Origin of the sequence: Croceicoccus bisphenolivorans (assembly GCF_001634625.1) — a bacterium.
GTDB lineage: Bacteria > Pseudomonadota > Alphaproteobacteria > Sphingomonadales > Sphingomonadaceae > Croceicoccus > Croceicoccus bisphenolivorans.
Genome location: NZ_LRSE01000002.1, coordinates 173,268 through 190,531 on the forward strand (window position 1 = coordinate 173,268; position 17,264 = coordinate 190,531).

Annotated in this window: 15 protein-coding genes; 7 read left to right on the plus strand and 8 right to left on the minus strand. The window is 62.0% G+C overall.

What is annotated here, in order from left to right; translation table 11 throughout:
* Positions 1–142: 142 nt before the first annotated feature.
* Positions 143–2,512: a TonB-dependent receptor gene (locus A7A77_RS02470; RefSeq protein WP_245638365.1), complete on the plus strand. Its 2,370-nt coding sequence runs from the start codon at positions 143–145 to the stop codon at positions 2,510–2,512.
* Between the two features lie 70 nt (positions 2,513–2,582).
* Entirely contained in the window at positions 2,583–3,932 is a 1,350-nt protein-coding gene (locus A7A77_RS02475) for an amidohydrolase (RefSeq protein ID WP_066552990.1), read from the plus strand.
* A gap of 48 nt (positions 3,933–3,980) precedes the next feature.
* On the opposite strand, the gene A7A77_RS02480 is transcribed toward A7A77_RS02475, so the two are convergent.
* The 8 genes from A7A77_RS02480 to A7A77_RS02515 form a co-directional block, all read right to left on the minus strand.
* Complete coding sequence (locus A7A77_RS02480) at positions 3,981–4,811, minus strand: SDR family NAD(P)-dependent oxidoreductase (RefSeq protein ID WP_066552992.1); 831 nt, start codon at positions 4,809–4,811, stop codon at positions 3,981–3,983.
* 137 nt (positions 4,812–4,948) lie between these two features.
* Entirely contained in the window at positions 4,949–5,350 is a 402-nt protein-coding gene (locus tag A7A77_RS17410; RefSeq protein ID WP_082835851.1) for a c-type cytochrome, read from the minus strand.
* Positions 5,347–7,020, minus strand: a complete 1,674-nt coding sequence (locus tag A7A77_RS02490; protein ID WP_066552994.1) for an FAD-binding oxidoreductase — start codon at positions 7,018–7,020, stop codon at positions 5,347–5,349. The genes A7A77_RS17410 and A7A77_RS02490 overlap by 4 nt, the downstream gene beginning before the upstream one ends.
* Positions 7,021–7,024: 4 nt before the next feature.
* On the minus strand, positions 7,025–7,657 hold the full coding sequence (locus A7A77_RS02495; RefSeq protein WP_066552997.1) for a hypothetical protein: 633 nt from the start codon (positions 7,655–7,657) through the stop codon (positions 7,025–7,027).
* A gap of 511 nt (positions 7,658–8,168) precedes the next feature.
* The gene (locus A7A77_RS18240) at positions 8,169–8,723 is read right to left on the minus strand and encodes a hypothetical protein (RefSeq protein ID WP_216635532.1); all 555 of its coding nucleotides are present in this window, start codon (positions 8,721–8,723) and stop codon (positions 8,169–8,171) included.
* Positions 8,724–9,000: 277 nt separating this feature from the next.
* On the minus strand, positions 9,001–9,690 hold the full coding sequence (locus A7A77_RS02505) for an ABC transporter ATP-binding protein (protein ID WP_066553013.1): 690 nt from the start codon (positions 9,688–9,690) through the stop codon (positions 9,001–9,003).
* On the minus strand, positions 9,687–10,934 hold the full coding sequence (locus tag A7A77_RS02510) for an ABC transporter permease (protein ID WP_066553021.1): 1,248 nt from the start codon (positions 10,932–10,934) through the stop codon (positions 9,687–9,689). The genes A7A77_RS02505 and A7A77_RS02510 overlap by 4 nt, the downstream gene beginning before the upstream one ends.
* Positions 10,931–11,992 carry an efflux RND transporter periplasmic adaptor subunit gene (locus A7A77_RS02515; protein ID WP_245638366.1) on the minus strand — a complete coding sequence of 354 codons (1,062 nt, stop codon included), beginning with the start codon at positions 11,990–11,992 and terminating at the stop codon, positions 10,931–10,933. The genes A7A77_RS02510 and A7A77_RS02515 overlap by 4 nt, the downstream gene beginning before the upstream one ends.
* 186 nt (positions 11,993–12,178) lie before the next feature.
* Here A7A77_RS02515 and A7A77_RS02520 point away from each other — a divergent pair, with 186 nt between their 5' ends.
* From A7A77_RS02520 to A7A77_RS02540, 5 genes are all read left to right on the plus strand, one after another.
* On the plus strand, positions 12,179–12,835 hold the full coding sequence (locus A7A77_RS02520; protein WP_156500339.1) for a hypothetical protein: 657 nt from the start codon (positions 12,179–12,181) through the stop codon (positions 12,833–12,835).
* A gap of 59 nt (positions 12,836–12,894) precedes the next feature.
* Positions 12,895–13,608: a response regulator gene (locus A7A77_RS02525; RefSeq protein WP_066553034.1), complete on the plus strand. Its 714-nt coding sequence runs from the start codon at positions 12,895–12,897 to the stop codon at positions 13,606–13,608.
* A 14-nt stretch (positions 13,609–13,622) separates the two neighbouring features.
* Positions 13,623–14,939: an ATP-binding protein gene (locus tag A7A77_RS02530; RefSeq protein ID WP_066553037.1), complete on the plus strand. Its 1,317-nt coding sequence runs from the start codon at positions 13,623–13,625 to the stop codon at positions 14,937–14,939.
* 90 nt (positions 14,940–15,029) lie between these two features.
* Positions 15,030–15,713 carry a carbonic anhydrase gene (locus A7A77_RS02535; RefSeq protein ID WP_066553038.1) on the plus strand — a complete coding sequence of 228 codons (684 nt, stop codon included), beginning with the start codon at positions 15,030–15,032 and terminating at the stop codon, positions 15,711–15,713.
* Positions 15,710–17,221 carry a SulP family inorganic anion transporter gene (locus tag A7A77_RS02540; protein WP_066553039.1) on the plus strand — a complete coding sequence of 504 codons (1,512 nt, stop codon included), beginning with the start codon at positions 15,710–15,712 and terminating at the stop codon, positions 17,219–17,221. The genes A7A77_RS02535 and A7A77_RS02540 overlap by 4 nt, the downstream gene beginning before the upstream one ends.
* Positions 17,222–17,264: the final 43 nt, after the last annotated feature.

The following is a 17,264-nucleotide window of genomic DNA, read 5'->3' on the forward strand; positions in this document are numbered from 1 at the left end:
CGCGATTCGCTGAAGACACTTTATGCAGGCTGTTTTGACCACAGCTGGCATGAAATCACTAAAAACAACTAATATCAATGAGATAAATCTCATAACAACCTGATATTTATCACGTTAAACTATCTTGCAGTAAAAATATAACGTGTTAATCTATTTCAATCTGGTGACGGTTCAGCCACGGGAATGTCATCCGTGGGGCAGATCGCCAGATCCAGTTTCAACGATACCGCCAGCGCCACCGCGCGACGAAAAAAAGGGGGGTAAAATGAACTTGAGACAGTCACTTGGCGTTCTGATGACAGGTGCGGCATGCATCGCTGTTCCGGCCTATGCGCAGTCTGCACCGGAAGCTGCAGATTCCAACGAAATCGTGGTGACCGCGCTAAAGCGGGAAAACCAGAAGATCCAGGACGTGCCGTCGAGCATTGCCGTGCTGGGTCAAGAGCAGCTTGAAACGCGCGGCGTAGCGGAGTTTTCCGACTTTGCCCGCAGTGTGGCGGGCCTTAATTTCATCGACAGCGGTGCCGGCGACAAGCGTTATATCCTGCGAGGCATCAATGCCGCAGGTGAAGCGCAGACGGCGGTTTACTACGACAATATCCCGATGACCGGTATCGGCGGCGCGGCGACCGATTTTGGCGGCCGCCAGCCGGACCTCCAGCTCTACGACGTAAAGCAAATCGAAGTGCTGCGCGGTCCGCAGGGAACGCTCTACGGCTCGAACTCGCAGTCCGGCGTAATCCGTTTCGTGACCAACAAGGCGGATCCCGGCGAGTTGGCCGGTTCCGCCCAGGGTGAGCTTTCGACGACCAAGGATGGTGGCGAGAATCTGGCGATCCGCGCCATGGTCAACGTGCCCATCGTGAACGACGTTCTGGCGGTGCGTGTCGTAGGCTACACCGAGGACTACTCCGGGTTCGTGGACAACATCTACCGCGACGAGAAGGACTTCAACGATACCCGGCGCGAAGGTATCCGCGCCAGCGTTGCGCTGACGCCGGATGACCGGACGACCATCACTGGGCAGTACTTCTATCAGAATTTGAAGACCGGCGGTCGTGCTTACACGCGCCCCTATGACATCTGGATTCCGACCAGCGATACCGAAAACGGTAACTTCTTCCCGGCTGCCGGCGAACGCGCCGTTTCCCAGATTGGCCGCGAGGAGCGCCGCGACGAGGTGAATATCTACGCGCTGACCGCAGAGCGCGATATCGAATGGGCAACCGTGACGGCGTCCGGCTCGTATCTCGACCGCAGCGTGATCGACAACACCGACAATGGCCCGTCGTTCCGTTATTTCGAATATCTGCAGCGCATCGGCGAGTTCCCTGAGGTAGATATCCCGGCGGGTAGCATTTCTTACGCACCGCAGCAGTCGGAAATGTGGTCTGGCGAGCTGCGCCTGGCAACCAAGCTGCCGGGTTCGGTGAACGGCGTTATCGGCGTGTTCTATTCCGATCGCGACAACAGTTTCATGACCTCCACCACCGTTGTCGATCCGGTCACCGGTCGTTCGGACTTCACGCAAGATTTCATTTCCCAGCGCAAGTTCGACGACAAGACCAAGGATCTGGCAGTATTTGGCGAAGCGACCGTGGACATCACCGATCGTCTGTCGGTGACCGGTGGCGCCCGCTGGTTCCAGACCAAGCGTTCGCTTGTTTCGGAAACGATCGTGCCCTTTTTCGGACTGGGGGCGCCGGGAACGACGTCGGCCAAGGCCAAGAACACCGACGCCATCTTCAAGGGCGTTGTCTCTTACAAGGTCACCCCCGATGCGCTGGTCTATGCACAGTACGCCGAAGGCTACCGTTCGGGCGGCACCAACGCTTCATCGTACTCGGGCGTTCCGGCGCAATATGATCCGGACTCGACCGTCAACTACGAGATCGGTGCCAAGACGAGCTGGCTGAACCGCGCGCTCACGCTGAATGTCGCTGCCTATCTGATCGACCTCAACAACCTGCAGGTAGAGCAACGCTTCGGGCCGGGTGGCGCTTTCTCGGGCGTGGGCAATATCGAAGGCAGTGCGGCCCGTTCCAAGGGTGTCGAAGTCGATCTGACCGCACGGCCGTTCTACGGGACGACGCTGGTGTTCGCAGGCAATTACACCGACGCCAAGTTGACGCGGGATATCGGTGAGCTCGGCAATGACGCCCTGAAGGGTACGCGTCTAACACGCGTTCCCAAGGTGAACTTCAGCGTGTCCGCCGATCAGGAGTTTCCTGTTTCGGATACGGCGGATGGCTCGGTCGGATTCTCTGTCAGCCACACCGGCCGCATCGAAAACAGCTATTACGACAGCGATTTCAACCTGCCGACCAAGGCATACACTCTGGTGGATGTGCGCGGTCAGCTGCGCTTCGAACACTTCCGCCTCGACCTCTATGCCAACAACTTGTTTGACAAGGCGGCCCAACTGACGGTGTTCAACACCATCAACGATCCATACGTCGTTTTGGCCAACAGGCCGCGCACGATCGGCGCACGCTTCAGCTTCGACTTCTGAAGCATGCAATGGATTGGCCGGCTCGGAAGTCTCTTCCGGGCCGGTTCCGTTTCTACCCGGGAGTTTTACAATGCGCCGTCCTTTCTTCATGTTGCCCTGCCTGCTGTCGATTGCTGCGCCGGTGGCGGCTGAAGATATGACCGCTCAAGTGCGGTCACGCGCCGATCAGGTAGAGGCGAAGGTCATCGCGTGGCGCCGCGACATTCATGAACATCCCGAACTGGCGAACCGTGAGTTCCGGACGTCCTCGCTGGTCGCGCGGCATCTGCAGGCTCTGAAATTCGATGAAGTGCGTACGCAAGTGGCGCATACCGGCGTGATTGGCGTTCTGAAGGGCGGAAAGCCGGGGCCTGTGATCGCGCTGCGCGCAGACATGGATGCCTTGCCGGTTACCGAACGCACGGGACTGCCTTTCGCTTCCACGGTAAAGGCAATACGAGGAGACCGCGAGGTTGGCGTGATGCATGCCTGCGGCCACGACGCGCACACGGCGATTCTCATGGGGGCGGCCGAAGTCCTGGCGTCCATGCGTTCGGAAATTGCCGGTACGATCCTGTTCCTGTTCCAGCCTGCAGAGGAAGGCGCGCCGGACGGGGAAGAGGGCGGGGCCAGACTTGTGCTGAAAGAGGGTGCGCTTTCTGGCGCTTATCGGCCGGAGGCAATCTTCGGTCAGCATGTGTGGCCGGGTGAGGCCGGAACCGTTTCTTACCGGGCGCGGGGGCAGATGGCCGCGGCGGATAGATTGAGCATCACGGTGACAGGCGCGCAAAGCCATGGCTCGCAGCCATGGCACGGCGTCGATCCGGTCGTGACGTCTGCGCAGATCATGCTGGCGCTGCAGCTTATACCCAGCCGCCAGCTCGATGCCTCCAAGGCCCCGTCAGTGATTACTATCGGCCAGATCGAAGGTGGCACTGCCAGCAATATCATGCCCGAAAGCGTTGAGATGGTAGGAACAATCCGCACTTTCGATTCGGAAATGCGAGAGGACCTGATCGCGCGCGTGCGGCGTACGGCTGAAAGTATTGCTGCATCGGCCGGTGCGAAGGCCGAAGTCACGGTCGATCCCTATGCACCGGTCGTCTATAACGATCCGGACCTCGTCAAGCGGATGGAGCCGACGCTGCGCAAGGCATCAGGTGGTCACTTGCGCGAAATGGCGCTGGTGATGGGATCCGAGGACTTTTCCCACTATATGAAGGACATTCCCGGCTTGTTCGTTTTCCTGGGCGTGAACATGCCCGAAGCGGAGCGGAAGGGGACGGTGCCTGACGTCCATACGCCGACTTTCATGCTCAACGAAGCCGCTCTCAAACAAGGCGTGGTGACGATGAGCATGCTGGCGCTGGATTATCTGCAGACGGCTCAGCCGCTTCCTCCCGGCGGCGAGAGGTCGCAAGTTGAGACAAGTCAGCGCTAGATCGACCGCACCTTTCGTCTCCTTGCACGACCGCTTGGCGGCTTTTGGTCAGTTGGCGTTCGCGCGAGACAGGAACGTGCCGACTTTTTGCACCGCCCCGCCGTCGACCGGGATGTTGACGCCCGTAATGAACTGCGATTCGTCGGAGGCGAGATAGATACCGAGGTAGGCTACGTCGGGCGGGAAGCCGTGGCGTTCCAGCATTGGTGTGCTGTCGAACAACGCGCGAAAGTGCTCGCTGCCGTCATAGGCCTGCTGCAGCGTCGGTCCCATGATCGGGCCGGGCGAGATGCAGTTGACCCGAATCCAGTGCGGCGCCCCTTCCAGCGCGAGCTGCCGCGTCACCGCGATCACGCCGCCCTTGCCGGCGGAATGCGCGCTGCCACCAAGGCCTTCGGAAGCAAGGACTCCTTGGCACGAGGCGATGTTGATGATCGATCCGTTCTGCTGGCGGGTCATGATCGGCCAGACCGCCTTGGTGGGCATGAAAATGACGTCGAGTTCGAGCCGGATCGTTTCGTGCCACTGCTCTGCCGTCATCTCAGAAAATGGAGCCATGTGGACGTGGGCGCCGTTGTTGTAGAGTACGTCGATCCGGCCTTCGCGCGTCACGGCTTCGTCAGCCCAAGCCAGCGTCTGTTCTTGCGACGATGCATCGACGACGGTGGTGGTGATAGACAGGCCCATGTCGTCGGCCAGTTCTTGCGTGGCGGCCAGCGTCTTGGCGTTGACGTCGCTGGCATAGACCCGCGCCCCGGCCTGGGCGAACAGCAATGCGACGACCCGGCCTTGTCCGCCGCCCGCACCCGTGATCAGGCAGACCTTGTCCTTCAGCCGGTCCTGAACCGGGCCGTTGCTGATCCGCTTGGCATCAATCATCTCGATACATCCTCTGTCCTGTTGCCTGCACGCCATCCGTGTCCCTGGCGCCCGATGAAAGGCATCGTGCTGCGCTTCTCCGGGGCATTGACGTGCGGCGTCTTGTCATTGCGCCGCTCTTCGCTAGCCTTGCTGGGTCAGTTCCCGTCGGGCGACGAGGCTGGTTCGGGCTGGCGACTCAGGTAGGCGCCCAGCGCTGCCAGTTCGGCATCCGTAATCTCCGTCTTGCGGAACGGTGGCATGATCATCACCCCGTTCCTGACGAAATATTCGACGACTTCGGGTGTCAGGTCGTCGCGTTCTTCCAGCGCGGCGGGGATTTCGCCGTTGTATTTCACCTCCAGCGACGCCGTGCCGGGATAGCGTGGCCCAGGCGCGTGGCAGGGGGCGCACCATTTGTCGAAGACCTGCTTGCCCGGAGATGCCGGCGCCGCTGCCACTGTGCCGCCTTCGCCTGTGGTGGCATCGCTGGTTTCCCCTTGGGAGCAGGCGGCCAGGGTGAATGCAAGGGCAGCCAGCGGCGCGATGTTGCGGATCATGATTTCTTCCTGAGATGGCTTGGCCAGATGCCGTAGCGACCGGGCGACAGGATGCCTTTGGGGTCCACCGCGTCCTTCACACTTTCGTGAAAGCGTCGCAGAACATTGTCGTTGAACGAATAGGTTTCCATCACCTGATCCTGAAAGATCGTGGGCGTGCGATATTCGCCCCAGCCATGCTCCGCACCGACCCGGATCAGTTCGCGGAACGCGGCAATGACGGCCTTGTTGACGTCTGGGTCATCGACGATCGGAAAACCCAGAATGAACAGGAACGACCGTTCATAGAACGGGGAGGGCAAGGAGAACGGCCGCAGGTTGAAGATCGGCAGGTTTTTCAACACGGGGATCGTGCGCTGCGCTTCTTCGAACACGCGGTTCGCTTCGAGAATACCGTCGGCGCTTTGCGGAATGACGGGAGAGAACCACATGTGCCCGTTCGCGGTCTGCGGATTGCCGCCCGCGCGCGTGCCGAAGGCGAAGAACTCGAGGTTCGGGACGCCTACGTTCTGAGGGTAGATCAGCTGCTTGTCTGAGGCGTCTTTCGCGTCCGTCAGGATCTCGCCCGACCGGAACGTCGCGCCTTTGATACGGGCCGATGCGATGTCCTGCACCGCTTCCCACTGCGCTGCCACGACCTTTTTGGGGCCGTAGAACGTCAGCGTGACGGTCCAGTACGGGATCTTGTTCTCAAGCCCGAAATCCTCAAGCGCCTTGGAATAGCCGAGCCTGGCCCCGGCGATCAGGTCGCCATGGTGCTTGTCCAGCTTGGGCGGACCGTTGAAAAATACGTCGACAAGCGTTTTCGTGTCGCCGCCAGCGGCGAGCAGCGGGCTCGACATCTCTGGCGGTCCCGGCGCGATGCCAAGGTTCTCGACGTACTTGATGGTCTCGACCAGCCCGTGCAGGTCGTCGTAGCGCGGCGCTTCGACCACGCAAGTCATGAACGCCTCGGGCTCGGGCATCAGCCAGAAGCCCATCTTGGTCACTATCCCGAAGTTCGATTGCGAGAAGATGCCGTCGATGATCGGGCCGAAGCCGTTCTTGTATTGAGCCCAGGTCTTCGACCCCGGCATCGCGCCCATGCCGGTGCGCATGATCTCGCCGTTCGCCAACACCACTTCCATGCCGCAATGCGCGTCGAAATGGTTGCGAAAGCGCGATGCGGTATGGCCGACACCATGGTCCAGCGCATTGCCGACAAGGCTGCCCCAGCCCGGATCGGGCACGTCCAGCCAGACTTTCAGCCCCTTTTCCTGGATGTAGTTGTAGAGGTCGAAATAGCTGACGCCCGGCTCGACGATGGCGTGGTAGTTGCTGTCGCTAACCTCGATGATGCGGTTCATCCGCTTGAGGTCCACCACCACGCTTCCCGAATAGGCCGGGGCCGATCCGCCGTAGCCGAGGTTTCGGCCCGTCGAGATCGCATAGAGCGGGATGCTCCGCCGGTTGGCGATGCGCACTACTTCCTGCACTTCCTCCGCCGAGGAAGGCGCAACAGCGGCGGAGGCCATGCGGTCCTCGTCCGTCCCGCGCAGGGGCGAATAAGCGTCGCGATAAAGGTCCAGATCTTCCTCGCTGGAGAAGACCCAGTCCTTGCCGACCACGCCGGCAAATTCTGCAAGGGCGGCGGAGAAATCCGACGGCGAAATTCCGGGGGGCGTTCTCATAGCTTTAGACGATCATCCATGAAACGAGTTGGGTGCCCGCCTGTGCGGGGATGGTAGCATCGCCGAACCGGCAGGCCTGCATGTCGCGGCGATCCGCGCCGACGCATTGCGTGACGACTTGCGCAATCCGGTCGGGCCATGCCGCCGTGTCGAACCCGCCGCTTGCCAGCATGGCCCGCCGGCTGGCGGGGACTTCGACGGAATGCCTCGCGCGACCGTGCGACTGGTCGATATGATGGATGCCGATAAGTCGCGCCTTGCGGAACTGGCCCATCGCCTGCTGCGACAGCCCATCCCAGACTGAGCGGGTGGTTAGCCCGACGACCGCGCCCTGTGGATTGCGCCACAGCGGAACCAGCCGCTGCGACCAGAGAGCCGTAAGGCCATCGTTCACGTCGAGTGCCTCGGCCCCTTCGGCGGCCATGGCTGACGCGAATCGGCGGCTTTGCGCATGCTTGCGGTCAACAATAACGAAACGGACCGAACCGGTGCCTGTTGCTGCCCTGGCGGTCAGCAATGGAGCGAGGGCAGCGCCTGCCAATGCGGTAGCGCCGACTCCAAGCAGGGCCCTGCGGTTGATCGGCAGGACGCTTGCCGGAGAGCGATGGTCCAATTTGCCTGCAACTTCTACCATCATTTCCGCTCCATGCGCTTTCACCGATCTCATGCCGGTGCCGCGACCGTGTCGATGTATAGGCCATTCGCTGTAATTGCAATACGACAAGTATCGTTATTGCGTGGGTCTGCGGGGTGTGGCTAGGCACACGTTTTCAGGTTGAACGAAGGCGCGGTGCTCCAGACAGCAATTGCATTCGCCGTCTGGAGCAAATTGGACTCGCTTGCGTGGATCATAGCTTCTGTGGCGCGGTCAGATCGGCTTTGACTACATTGCTCAGCAACTCGCGCAACCACTGAGGGGGAGATCCCTCCTGCCCGCCCCCATCCGCGCTGAACGATGCCGGTGATCACGCCGCCATTCACAACCATTCCAATGGGGAGCGCTGCCTTGTCGATAAGGACATTCAAAGCTCGACGCTCGGCAGAGTGTCAGTATCTTGCAGCATAAGGGCGTGAGCGCCTGGGCCTGAAAGCGGAGAGCTTTTTGCGTCGGGTGTAAGCACCGCACAGCTGAAGCGCGCAGCTGCTCTTCAGGGCGTGATGCGACCGGCCACGACGCCGTGGCGTTTGAGGACATAGCAGATTACCACGAACCACGCCGCGACGCTTGCCGTGAATAGACAAATCGCCACCTCGGCCAGATCGCCGACGACAAAGATCGACGCCAGTTGAAACGGCACGGCGACGAACACCACGCAGTCGCGCAGTATGTTGTCAATGCCGTAGATTGCGCGCACTGCCCTTGCCGCTGCGGGAATGCCATCGCGGGCGGTGCGAGCGACAATCAGGCCGACGGTGCGGCTGTCTTCGTTTTCAGGTTTGAAAGCGACTCCGATGGGAATGAGGTGCCGACGGTCTTTCATTTCAACATGCTGCAGCCCGTATCCTACCTGCTCGCACAGAAATTTGCGCTGAGCGACGAGGACGTCCTCTATGTCGGAAGCGCCTCCGCCAACCAGCCGAGCAAGCTGCTGCAGCTCATTTCGCAGCTGTTCACACCAATCGTTTTTGCCCGACAGATTACAAATTGATGGGCAGGCTGTGCATGTTGGTTTTGTGACCCTTCCAAGGCATAGCCAGAGCATAGTCCTTCCGATTTAAACAGGCGTAGTGGGTGTCGCGCGAAATCCCGGCTTCATTGAGGATGTCTTCGGTGATGATGGGCAACACCTTGGCCTAGCCGCAACCCTGCATCTTCGCATCGGTCAGGCGCTCTTTCATCAGGCGGCTCTTTCGCGCAGCGGCGAACGTTGGCTTGTCCGATGCGTCGTCCGGCGCATTCACGGCAATCTGCTTTTGTTTTTTGGGAGTGGTGAGGGGCTGATGCTTAAGGCGGACCGTGCGACCGTCACAATTGCGCGCTTATCTTCGGTGAATGCGCTCTATCCGTCCGTCCAGCATTTCGACGCGAACATCGGATTGCTCCGCGATATCGAGATCGTGGGTCACGCAGGCGACGGCGCGGCCTTCGTCGTGGGCCAGTCGCTTCAGCCGCTCTACAACGGTTGCGCTGTTGCGGCTGTCGAGATTGCCGGTCGGCTCGTCGCCAAGGATCAGGATCGGGTCGTTGGCAAGCGCCCGCGCGATCGCGACCCGCTGGCGCTCGCCCCCCGATAACTTGTCGGGCGTTTTGGCCTCCTTGCCCTCCAGCCCCAGTTCGGCCAGCAGCATGTCCGCACGCACCGCGCAGGCTTCGTAGGACAGCTTTCGCAGCCGCTGCATCGGGATCATCACGTTTTCCCGCGCGCTGAATTCGGGCAGCAGGAAGTGGAACTGGAACACGAAGCCCAGCCGGCGCAGGCGCAGCGCTGCTCGTGCGTCGCCGGACAGTTTGCCTACTTCGCGTCCTTCGAACAGCAACTCCCCGCTCGTCGGCCGGTCGATCAGGCCGAGGAGGTAGAGCAGCGAGCTTTTGCCGCAGCCCGACGGGCCGACGATCGTGGTGAACTTGCCGGGCTCGATGGTCAGGCTGACATCGCGCACAAGCTCGATCGGCGGCGTGCCGGGCAGGGTCCGTCCAATGGAGCGCGTTTCGAGGATGGGGGCGCTCACGTCGCACCCCGCAGGATGTCGACCGGATCGACCCGTGCCGTCTTTCGCGCCGGCAGCCATGCGGCAACCGCGCCGGACAGGAACGAGGCGCCAGCCGCGATTGCGTATTGCAGGGGCGACCGGTCGATCGGGATCTGCGTGTCGCCCAGGAACGACAGGTTGACGTTGCCCACGATGGTGATCAGCCCATAGCCCAGCAGCCAGCCCATGAGCACACCCACCAGCGCGAGAAGCAGCCCCTCCAGCACGAAGACCAGTTTGAGGTCGGCTTCGGAAAAGCCGATCGAACGCATGATCGCTATGTCGCGCTGCTTGTCGCTGATGCTGGTCGACACTACGGTGTAGATGCCGAAGCTGGCCACCAGCAGGATCGCGGAAACCACCGTGTACATGATGATGTTGCGGGTGACGAGCAGCGAGAGGATGTCGGACGATCGTTCCTGCCAGCTTTGCGCCTTGTACCCGAAACGTGCCTCCAGATTGGCGGCAACCGCTTGCGCCGCATAGGGGTCTTCCAGTTTGATCCCGATGCGGTTGATGATGAACGGCCTGCCCAGCAGGGATTGCGCCTCGCGCAGGAGGACATAGCCGGAACCGGACGAAAGCAGAGTGTTGCCGCGCTTGAACAGGCCGACGATCTTCAGTGTGCGCGCTTGCACCGTGCCGGAACTGGCCGAAACGATGTCGCCGGGCCGCACGCCAAGCCTGTTCGCCAGCTCCTCGCCGATGATGACCCCGCCTTGTGTCGTTTCCAGATCGCGCAGGCGACCGACCTTCAGTTGTTCCTCGATCGTGCTGATCCGGCTTTCGATGTCGGGATCGATGCCGATGATCGCCAGCGCTTCCTGGCGGCCGCCGATCTGTATTGTTACACCGCCCGAAAGGCTAGGCGAGGCGATCGCGCCGGGGATGTTTTCTGCGGCGGCGAGGATTTCCTGCCAGTCCTTGATGCCGCGAACCTCCTGACGCAGCTTGTAGCCGCGCATGGCGATGGCGCCGCCGTGGAATTCCCTTTCGCCGGGCTGGGGCGGCGGGCTGCGCAATTCGTCGGACACGATGATGTGAGGCGCGATATCGATCATCTGGCGAATGAAGTCGTTCTGGCTTCCCACCATCATCGAGGACACCGCAAGGAAGAAGCCGACCCCGACCGCAACGCCGCTGACAGCCACGGCGGTCTGGCGTTTGCGACGCGCGATATGGCGCAGCGCGATCGACACCAGAAAGCCGAAGCGTCGGATCATTGCCTGACCCTGTCCCCGTCCTCCAGCGTTGCCGGCGGGCTGAGTGCCACTGTCTCCCCATCACGGATGCCGGACAGGATTTCCACCTTGTCCGGTCCGGCAATGCCGGCCTTGACCTTGCGTTCGTACGCGCGGCGATCCTCTATCACGAACAGGTGCTCGTCGACGATCGCGCTGGCCGGAACGAGCAACGCATTGTCATGCCTGCCGGTCACGATGTTGACTTCGAGCGTCAGGCCGAGCGGCAGCGTGACACTGTCGGTCAGACCGATCCTGACGCGAAAAGCCCGCTGGCCGGGATCGCCGGTGGGCGTGATTTCGGTGACGCGGCCATGAACCACTTTGTCGATTCCGTCGCTCGACATCACGACTTCCTGACCGGTCCGCACCCGGCTGATATCGCGTTCATCGACTGTGGCGGTGACGCGGGCAAGCGCCGGATCGCCCAGTTGCAGCAACTGCCTGCCCGGCACTGCCAGATCGCCGGGATAGACATCGCGTTTCAGCACCATGCCCGCAATGCCGGCGCGCACCACCGTCTGGTCCACCCGCGCCTTCAGCGCATCGACAGCGGCGCTGGCGGCACTGTCCGCCGCGACGGCCTGATCGTAAGCGGCCTTCGTCGCCCAGCCTTCCTGATATAGTTTGGAGATGCGCTGCCGTGCCAGCATCGCATTGCGCGCATCGGCCTGCGCCTGCGCCAGCAATCCGCGCTGTTCCGCATCGTCCAGCAAGATCAGGGGCTGACCGGCAGTCACCCTGTCGCCTTCCTCTACCAGCACGCGCCTTACCGGTGCCGTCAGCCGGGCTGAAACCGTTACGGGCTGCTGCGGCTCCACGAACCCTGTTGCATAGACAAGTTCGACGGCGGGGCCGCGTTCTGCCTTTGCCGTGGCGACCGCGATTGCCCGCCCTTGGGTGAATAGCCAGATGCCGATCGCGGCCAGCGCCATGGCGAGGATGATGAAAAGGGGGAGGGCGCGGCGCAAGGTCAGCTTTCCGCGTGCCAGATTTGGCCAGAACCAAGATCGCCCAATGTCGCGTTCCCCCTCTGCCATCACTCGCTGCGATTGCGCGCGCCGTCAAGGTTTCTACCACGCCATGCGCGCGCAATGCGAGAGCAACGAATGGCGCGCGCGAAGCGGTCGGTTGCGAACCGCGCGGAAACACTCTGTAACGATTGCGATAAGTTTCCGACAAGTCGCGTGGATAGATGCAAGGGCACTACTCATCAGGAGGTTTCCTTGCGCTTCATGTTGTCCGGATCGCGGCCTACGCTTGTTTCCCGTCCGTTGCTGGCCATCGGTCTGCTTGCTGGCACGATGCTGTCGGCACCCGCTTTGGCGATCGAGGAGCTGCCCAATTCGCTGGCCAGCCTCACTCCGGCCGAATTTGCCGGCTCTGCGCAAGTGATCGACGACCGCCTGGAACCGGAACTCGTGGTCAGCACGCAGGATGCCTATTCGCGCTCGCGTCCGCTGGACGGGGCGCGTGCCCGGGACGTGCACATGAAGGCGCGGATCGCGCGGGACGAGGGGAGCGTGACCTATCATGTCGTTCACGATCTTGCTTACTGGTCGCCCTATCGCCAGTTCACGCATGTCCAGTTCATGGACGGCGACACCCTGGTGATGCGACCGGTCATGATCGAGAAGACAGGGCGCGAATATTGCGATCAGGACACCGCGATCGGCGAATGCCGCGTGTTCCAGACACTGAGTTTCGAACTTTCGGCTGCTGAAATGGAGCGGTTGGCGCAAGGCTATAGCGCCGGTTCGCGTGAGCCGTGGCGGCTGCGTTTCAAGGACGAATTCGGAGAGGACGTGACCAGCGGCATCGCCCCTGCAGAGGCTGGCGGCTTGCTGCAGGCCGTGTCCGGACTGCGGAAAAAGGCGAGTTGAAGTAGCGGGACCTGTTTCCTAGCTTGTCGCCAACAGCAGCCGATTTTTCAGGAATTTCGATGACATCGCCGTCGATCCTCGTCGTAGAGGATGATCCGCCGCTCAGGACGCTGCTTGCCCGCAACCTGCGCCAGTTCGGCTATGCCGTGCGCACCGCCGTCAGCGGTGCGGAAATGTGGGTGGCCTTGAAAGCCGGGCCGGTCGACCTGATCGTGCTAGATATCATGCTGCCCGGCACGAACGGGATCGACCTGCTGCGCACGCTGCGCCAGCAGAGCGAGGTGCCGGTCATTTTTATCAGCGCCCGCGGCAGCGAGACGGACCGCATCATCGGGCTTGAGCTTGGTGCGGACGACTACCTCGTCAAACCGTTTTCCACGCGTGAACTCGTTGCGCGGATCGGTGCGGTGCTGCGCCGCCATGCCAAGGACGGCAGCAGCGGCGAACCGCGCAATGCAGGCGCCGTCACGTTCGACGGGTGGACCCTGTCCCAGCAATCGCGCGAACTGCGCTCGCCCGATGGCGCGCTGGTGGATCTGACGACGGCGGAATTCGACCTGCTCACGGTCTTCGTCCAGAACAGCAGGCGTGCCATCGGGCGCGAGCGCCTGATAGAGATGTCGCGCGACCGGATCGGCGATTCGTCCGATCGCAGCATCGACGTGATGGTCAGCCGCCTGCGCCGCAAACTCTCCCGCGAAGGGGCGGATGCCCCCATCGCGACGATACGCGGCGTCGGCTATATGCTTTCGTCAGAGGTTATGCCGGCTTGAGGCTGTTTTCCCGCATGGGATTGATGGGCCGTCTGCTGGCGATCGTGGCCATGGCCGTGGCGTTGGACATGGTGGCCAACGCCTTCCTGTTCGAGCGGGCCAACGAATTTTCCGTCCAGGGCGACGAGGCCGAGCGCATCGCCGAACATCTGGTCATCGCGCACCGCCTGCTGGACGAAGCGCCGGTGGATCGGCGCGAACATATCGCCGTGCGGCTGACGACGGGCGGCTTTGCCGTGGCCTGGGCGGCGGGCGATGTTCGCCCTGAACGCAACGTGCAGCTCGATGCCTTGGCCGCGCAAGTCATCGATAGCGAGCCGGAACTACGTAATGCGGCGCTTCGGTTCACTCTATCGGCTCTTGGTCAGCGCGGCGATATTCACGGGTCGATGGCCTTGTCCGACAGTTCGTCGGTGCATTTTTCCATCGAGATGCATACGGCCCGGACCCTGAACCTCGAGCGCATTGCCGTACTGGCCGTGCCCACGCTGTTGCTCATTATCCTTGCCTGTGTGCTGGTGCAGGCCGTGCTGGCCCCGCTGCGCCGGCTCGTCCATGCCAGTGCGCATGTCGGGTCAGGGCAGCCGCAACCGGTGGAGGAGGTTGGCCCGGCGGAAGTGCGGCAGCTGATCCATGCCTTCAACGCCATGCAGAAGCGCATTCACGAACTCGTGCGCAATCGTAACGTGACCGTGGCGGCACTTTGCCACGACTTGCGCACGCCCTTGCTGCGTTTGCGCTTGCGGGTAGACTCCCTTGCCCCCTCGGGTCGGGATAGCGAGGCGCTGTTCGCCGATATCGAGGAACTCGAAGCACTGGTCGGCTCCATGCAGGCCTATCTCGATGGAGCGGGTGAAAGCGGCCCGCGTGAGCGGGTGGATCTGGCCGTGATGGCGATGACTATCATCGAAAAGGAGCAAGACCTCGGCCGCAACGCGACATATTCCGGACCGGAGCACCTTGATATCATGGCCCGCTCTCTGCCGCTGCGCCGCGCGATCGGAAACCTTGTCCAGAACGCCTTGCACTATGGCGGCAACGTTGCCCTGTCGGTTTCGCGGAACGACAACGACTACGTGATTTCGGTCGAGGATGACGGCCCCGGCATTGGCGAGGAAATGCTGGAAGACGCGGTCCAGCCATTCGTCAGGCTGGATGATGCCCGGCGGCGCGATGCGCCCGGCATGGGGCTGGGACTGGCCATCGTCGATCGCATCGCGCGGACGGAGGGCGGGGAACTGGTCCTCCGCAATCGCGAGCAAGGCGGCCTGTCCGCGACCATCCGCCTGCCATTGGCTTTGCACGATCCGACCCTGATAAATCAGGCCTGAAACAATTTGAAACAGCTGTGCTGCGAGTGCGAAATGTAGCGTCGATAACCAGGAACCCGTCCCTCGAACCCGGACTGGAGTTTCCACCCCATGAACGAATTTATCGGTCGCGTCTTTTCCTTCGAGCGCTCCACTTATCCTGAGAGTAGCGCACTGTTCGGCAGACTGGCCAAGCAGGGCCAGAGCCCGACAGCGCTGATGATTTCCTGTGCCGATTCCCGCATCGTGCCCGAACAGATCATGCAGGCCGCGCCCGGCGACCTGTTCGTGTGCCGCAACGCTGGCAACATCGTGCCCCCGTTCGCAACGATGAACGGCGGCGTGTCTTCTACCGTCGAATATGCGGTCATGGCGCTCAAGGTTTCCGACATCATCGTGTGCGGCCATTCCGACTGCGGCGCGATGAAAGCGCTGAGCAAGCCCGAGACGCTGGAAGGTATGCCCAACGTCGCGGCATGGCTGCGCCACGGCAGCGCGGCAAGCCACATCGTCGACAGCTGCATGGGTCATCTGGATGATGGCGAGCGTGTTCGCGCGATCAGCCTCGAAAACGTGATCGCCCAGCTCAACAACCTGCGCACGCACCCGTCCGTTAGCGCGGCAATGGCGCGCGGCGAGCTGTCGCTGCATGGCTGGTTCGTCGACATTCACGAAGGCGTGATCCTCGGCCTCGACGGAGAGACCGACCAGTTCCGCCCGCTTCGTGAAGGCGAGGAACTGCCCGTCGCCCACCACGCCCAGAACCGCCACGCCTATGCAGAGGCCGCCGAATGAGCGACGCTGCCCAAGAGGGCGGTCGCTGGAAGGTCCTGATGACCGACTTTACCGCCTCCATCGTCGTCTTTCTCGTGGCGATGCCCTTGTGCATGGGCATCGCCATCGCGTCGGGCGTTCCACCTGAAAAGGGCCTGATAACGGGCATCATCGGCGGCATTGTCGTCGGCCTTTTCGCAGGCTCCCCCTTGCAGGTCAGCGGCCCGGCCGCCGGACTTGCCGTCATCGTGTTCGAATTCGTTACCGAATACGGCCTGTCCGCACTCGGCCCCGTGCTGGTGCTGGCCGGTCTGCTGCAGCTCGTTGCCGGTTGGGCGAAGCTGGGCGGACTGTTCCGCTCCATCTCTCCTGCCGTGGTTCACGGGATGCTGGCCGGCATCGGTGCGTTGATCGTGATCGGCCAGTTCCACATCCTGTTCGACGAGCAGCCGATGTCGAGCGGCGTAGCGAATCTTGCCGCCATGCCGATGCGTATCCTTGGCCTGACTCCGTTCGACTTGCGCGCGACGGAACTCGCGCTTGGCCTCGGCCTGCTTACGATCGGCATCATGCTGGGGTGGGAAAAGGTAAAGCCGAAGTCCGTAGGCCTTGTTCCCGGCGCTTTGCTGGGTGTCATGGCCGCCACGATCGTTGCCTGGACAATGGGCCTGGATGTAGCGCGGATCGCGGTGCCCGATTCCATTGTCGGTTCCATCATCCCGCCCGATGGCAACTTCTTCAGTCCGCTCGCCAATCCGGCGCTGATCATGACGGCGGTCGCTCTGGCCTTCATTGCCAGCGCGGAAACGCTGCTTTCGGCAGCGGCGGTTGACCGGATGCACGACGGTGTCCGCACTGACTACAACAAGGAATTGCGGGCGCAGGGCATTGGCAACCTGCTGTGCGGCGCGGCCGGGGCATTGCCCATGACCGGTGTTATCGTGCGTAGTTCGGCCAACGTTCAGGCGGGGGCCAAGACCCGGCTTTCCACCATTATCCACGGCTTCTGGATCCTCGGCTTCGTCGCGCTTCTGCCGTGGTTGCTGGCCGAAATTCCGATGGCTGCGCTGGGCGGCGTTCTGGTGGTGACGGGCTTGAAACTGGTTAGCCTCAAGCACGTGCGCCATCTCTACACGTCATACGGTCTGTTCCCCGCGGCGATCTGGGCGGCAACGTTCATCCTTGTCGTTACGGTGGACCTGCTGACCGGCGTGATCGTGGGACTGGTGCTGACGCTGTTCGAACTGATCCCGCATATCCGCAACTTGAAGCTTAACGTGGAAGAGGATCACCAGGCGGAGGAGAGCGAAGTCCGCCTTTCCGGCACGGCGACGTTCCTCAGCCTCACGCGCCTCAACCACATCCTTGAATCCTGCCCCAACTGCCGGGTGAAGCTGGATCTGGGTGAAGTGAAGGCGATGGACCACACGACCATCGAAACCGTGCGCGAATGGCTGACCCGCCGTCGCGGACGCGGGCTGGAAGTTCAGGTGGCCGGGCCCTCGCACATCACCGGCCAGTTCGCCTGAACAACCACCCACTTACATGCCGTGCGACGACTCCCCCTTCCCA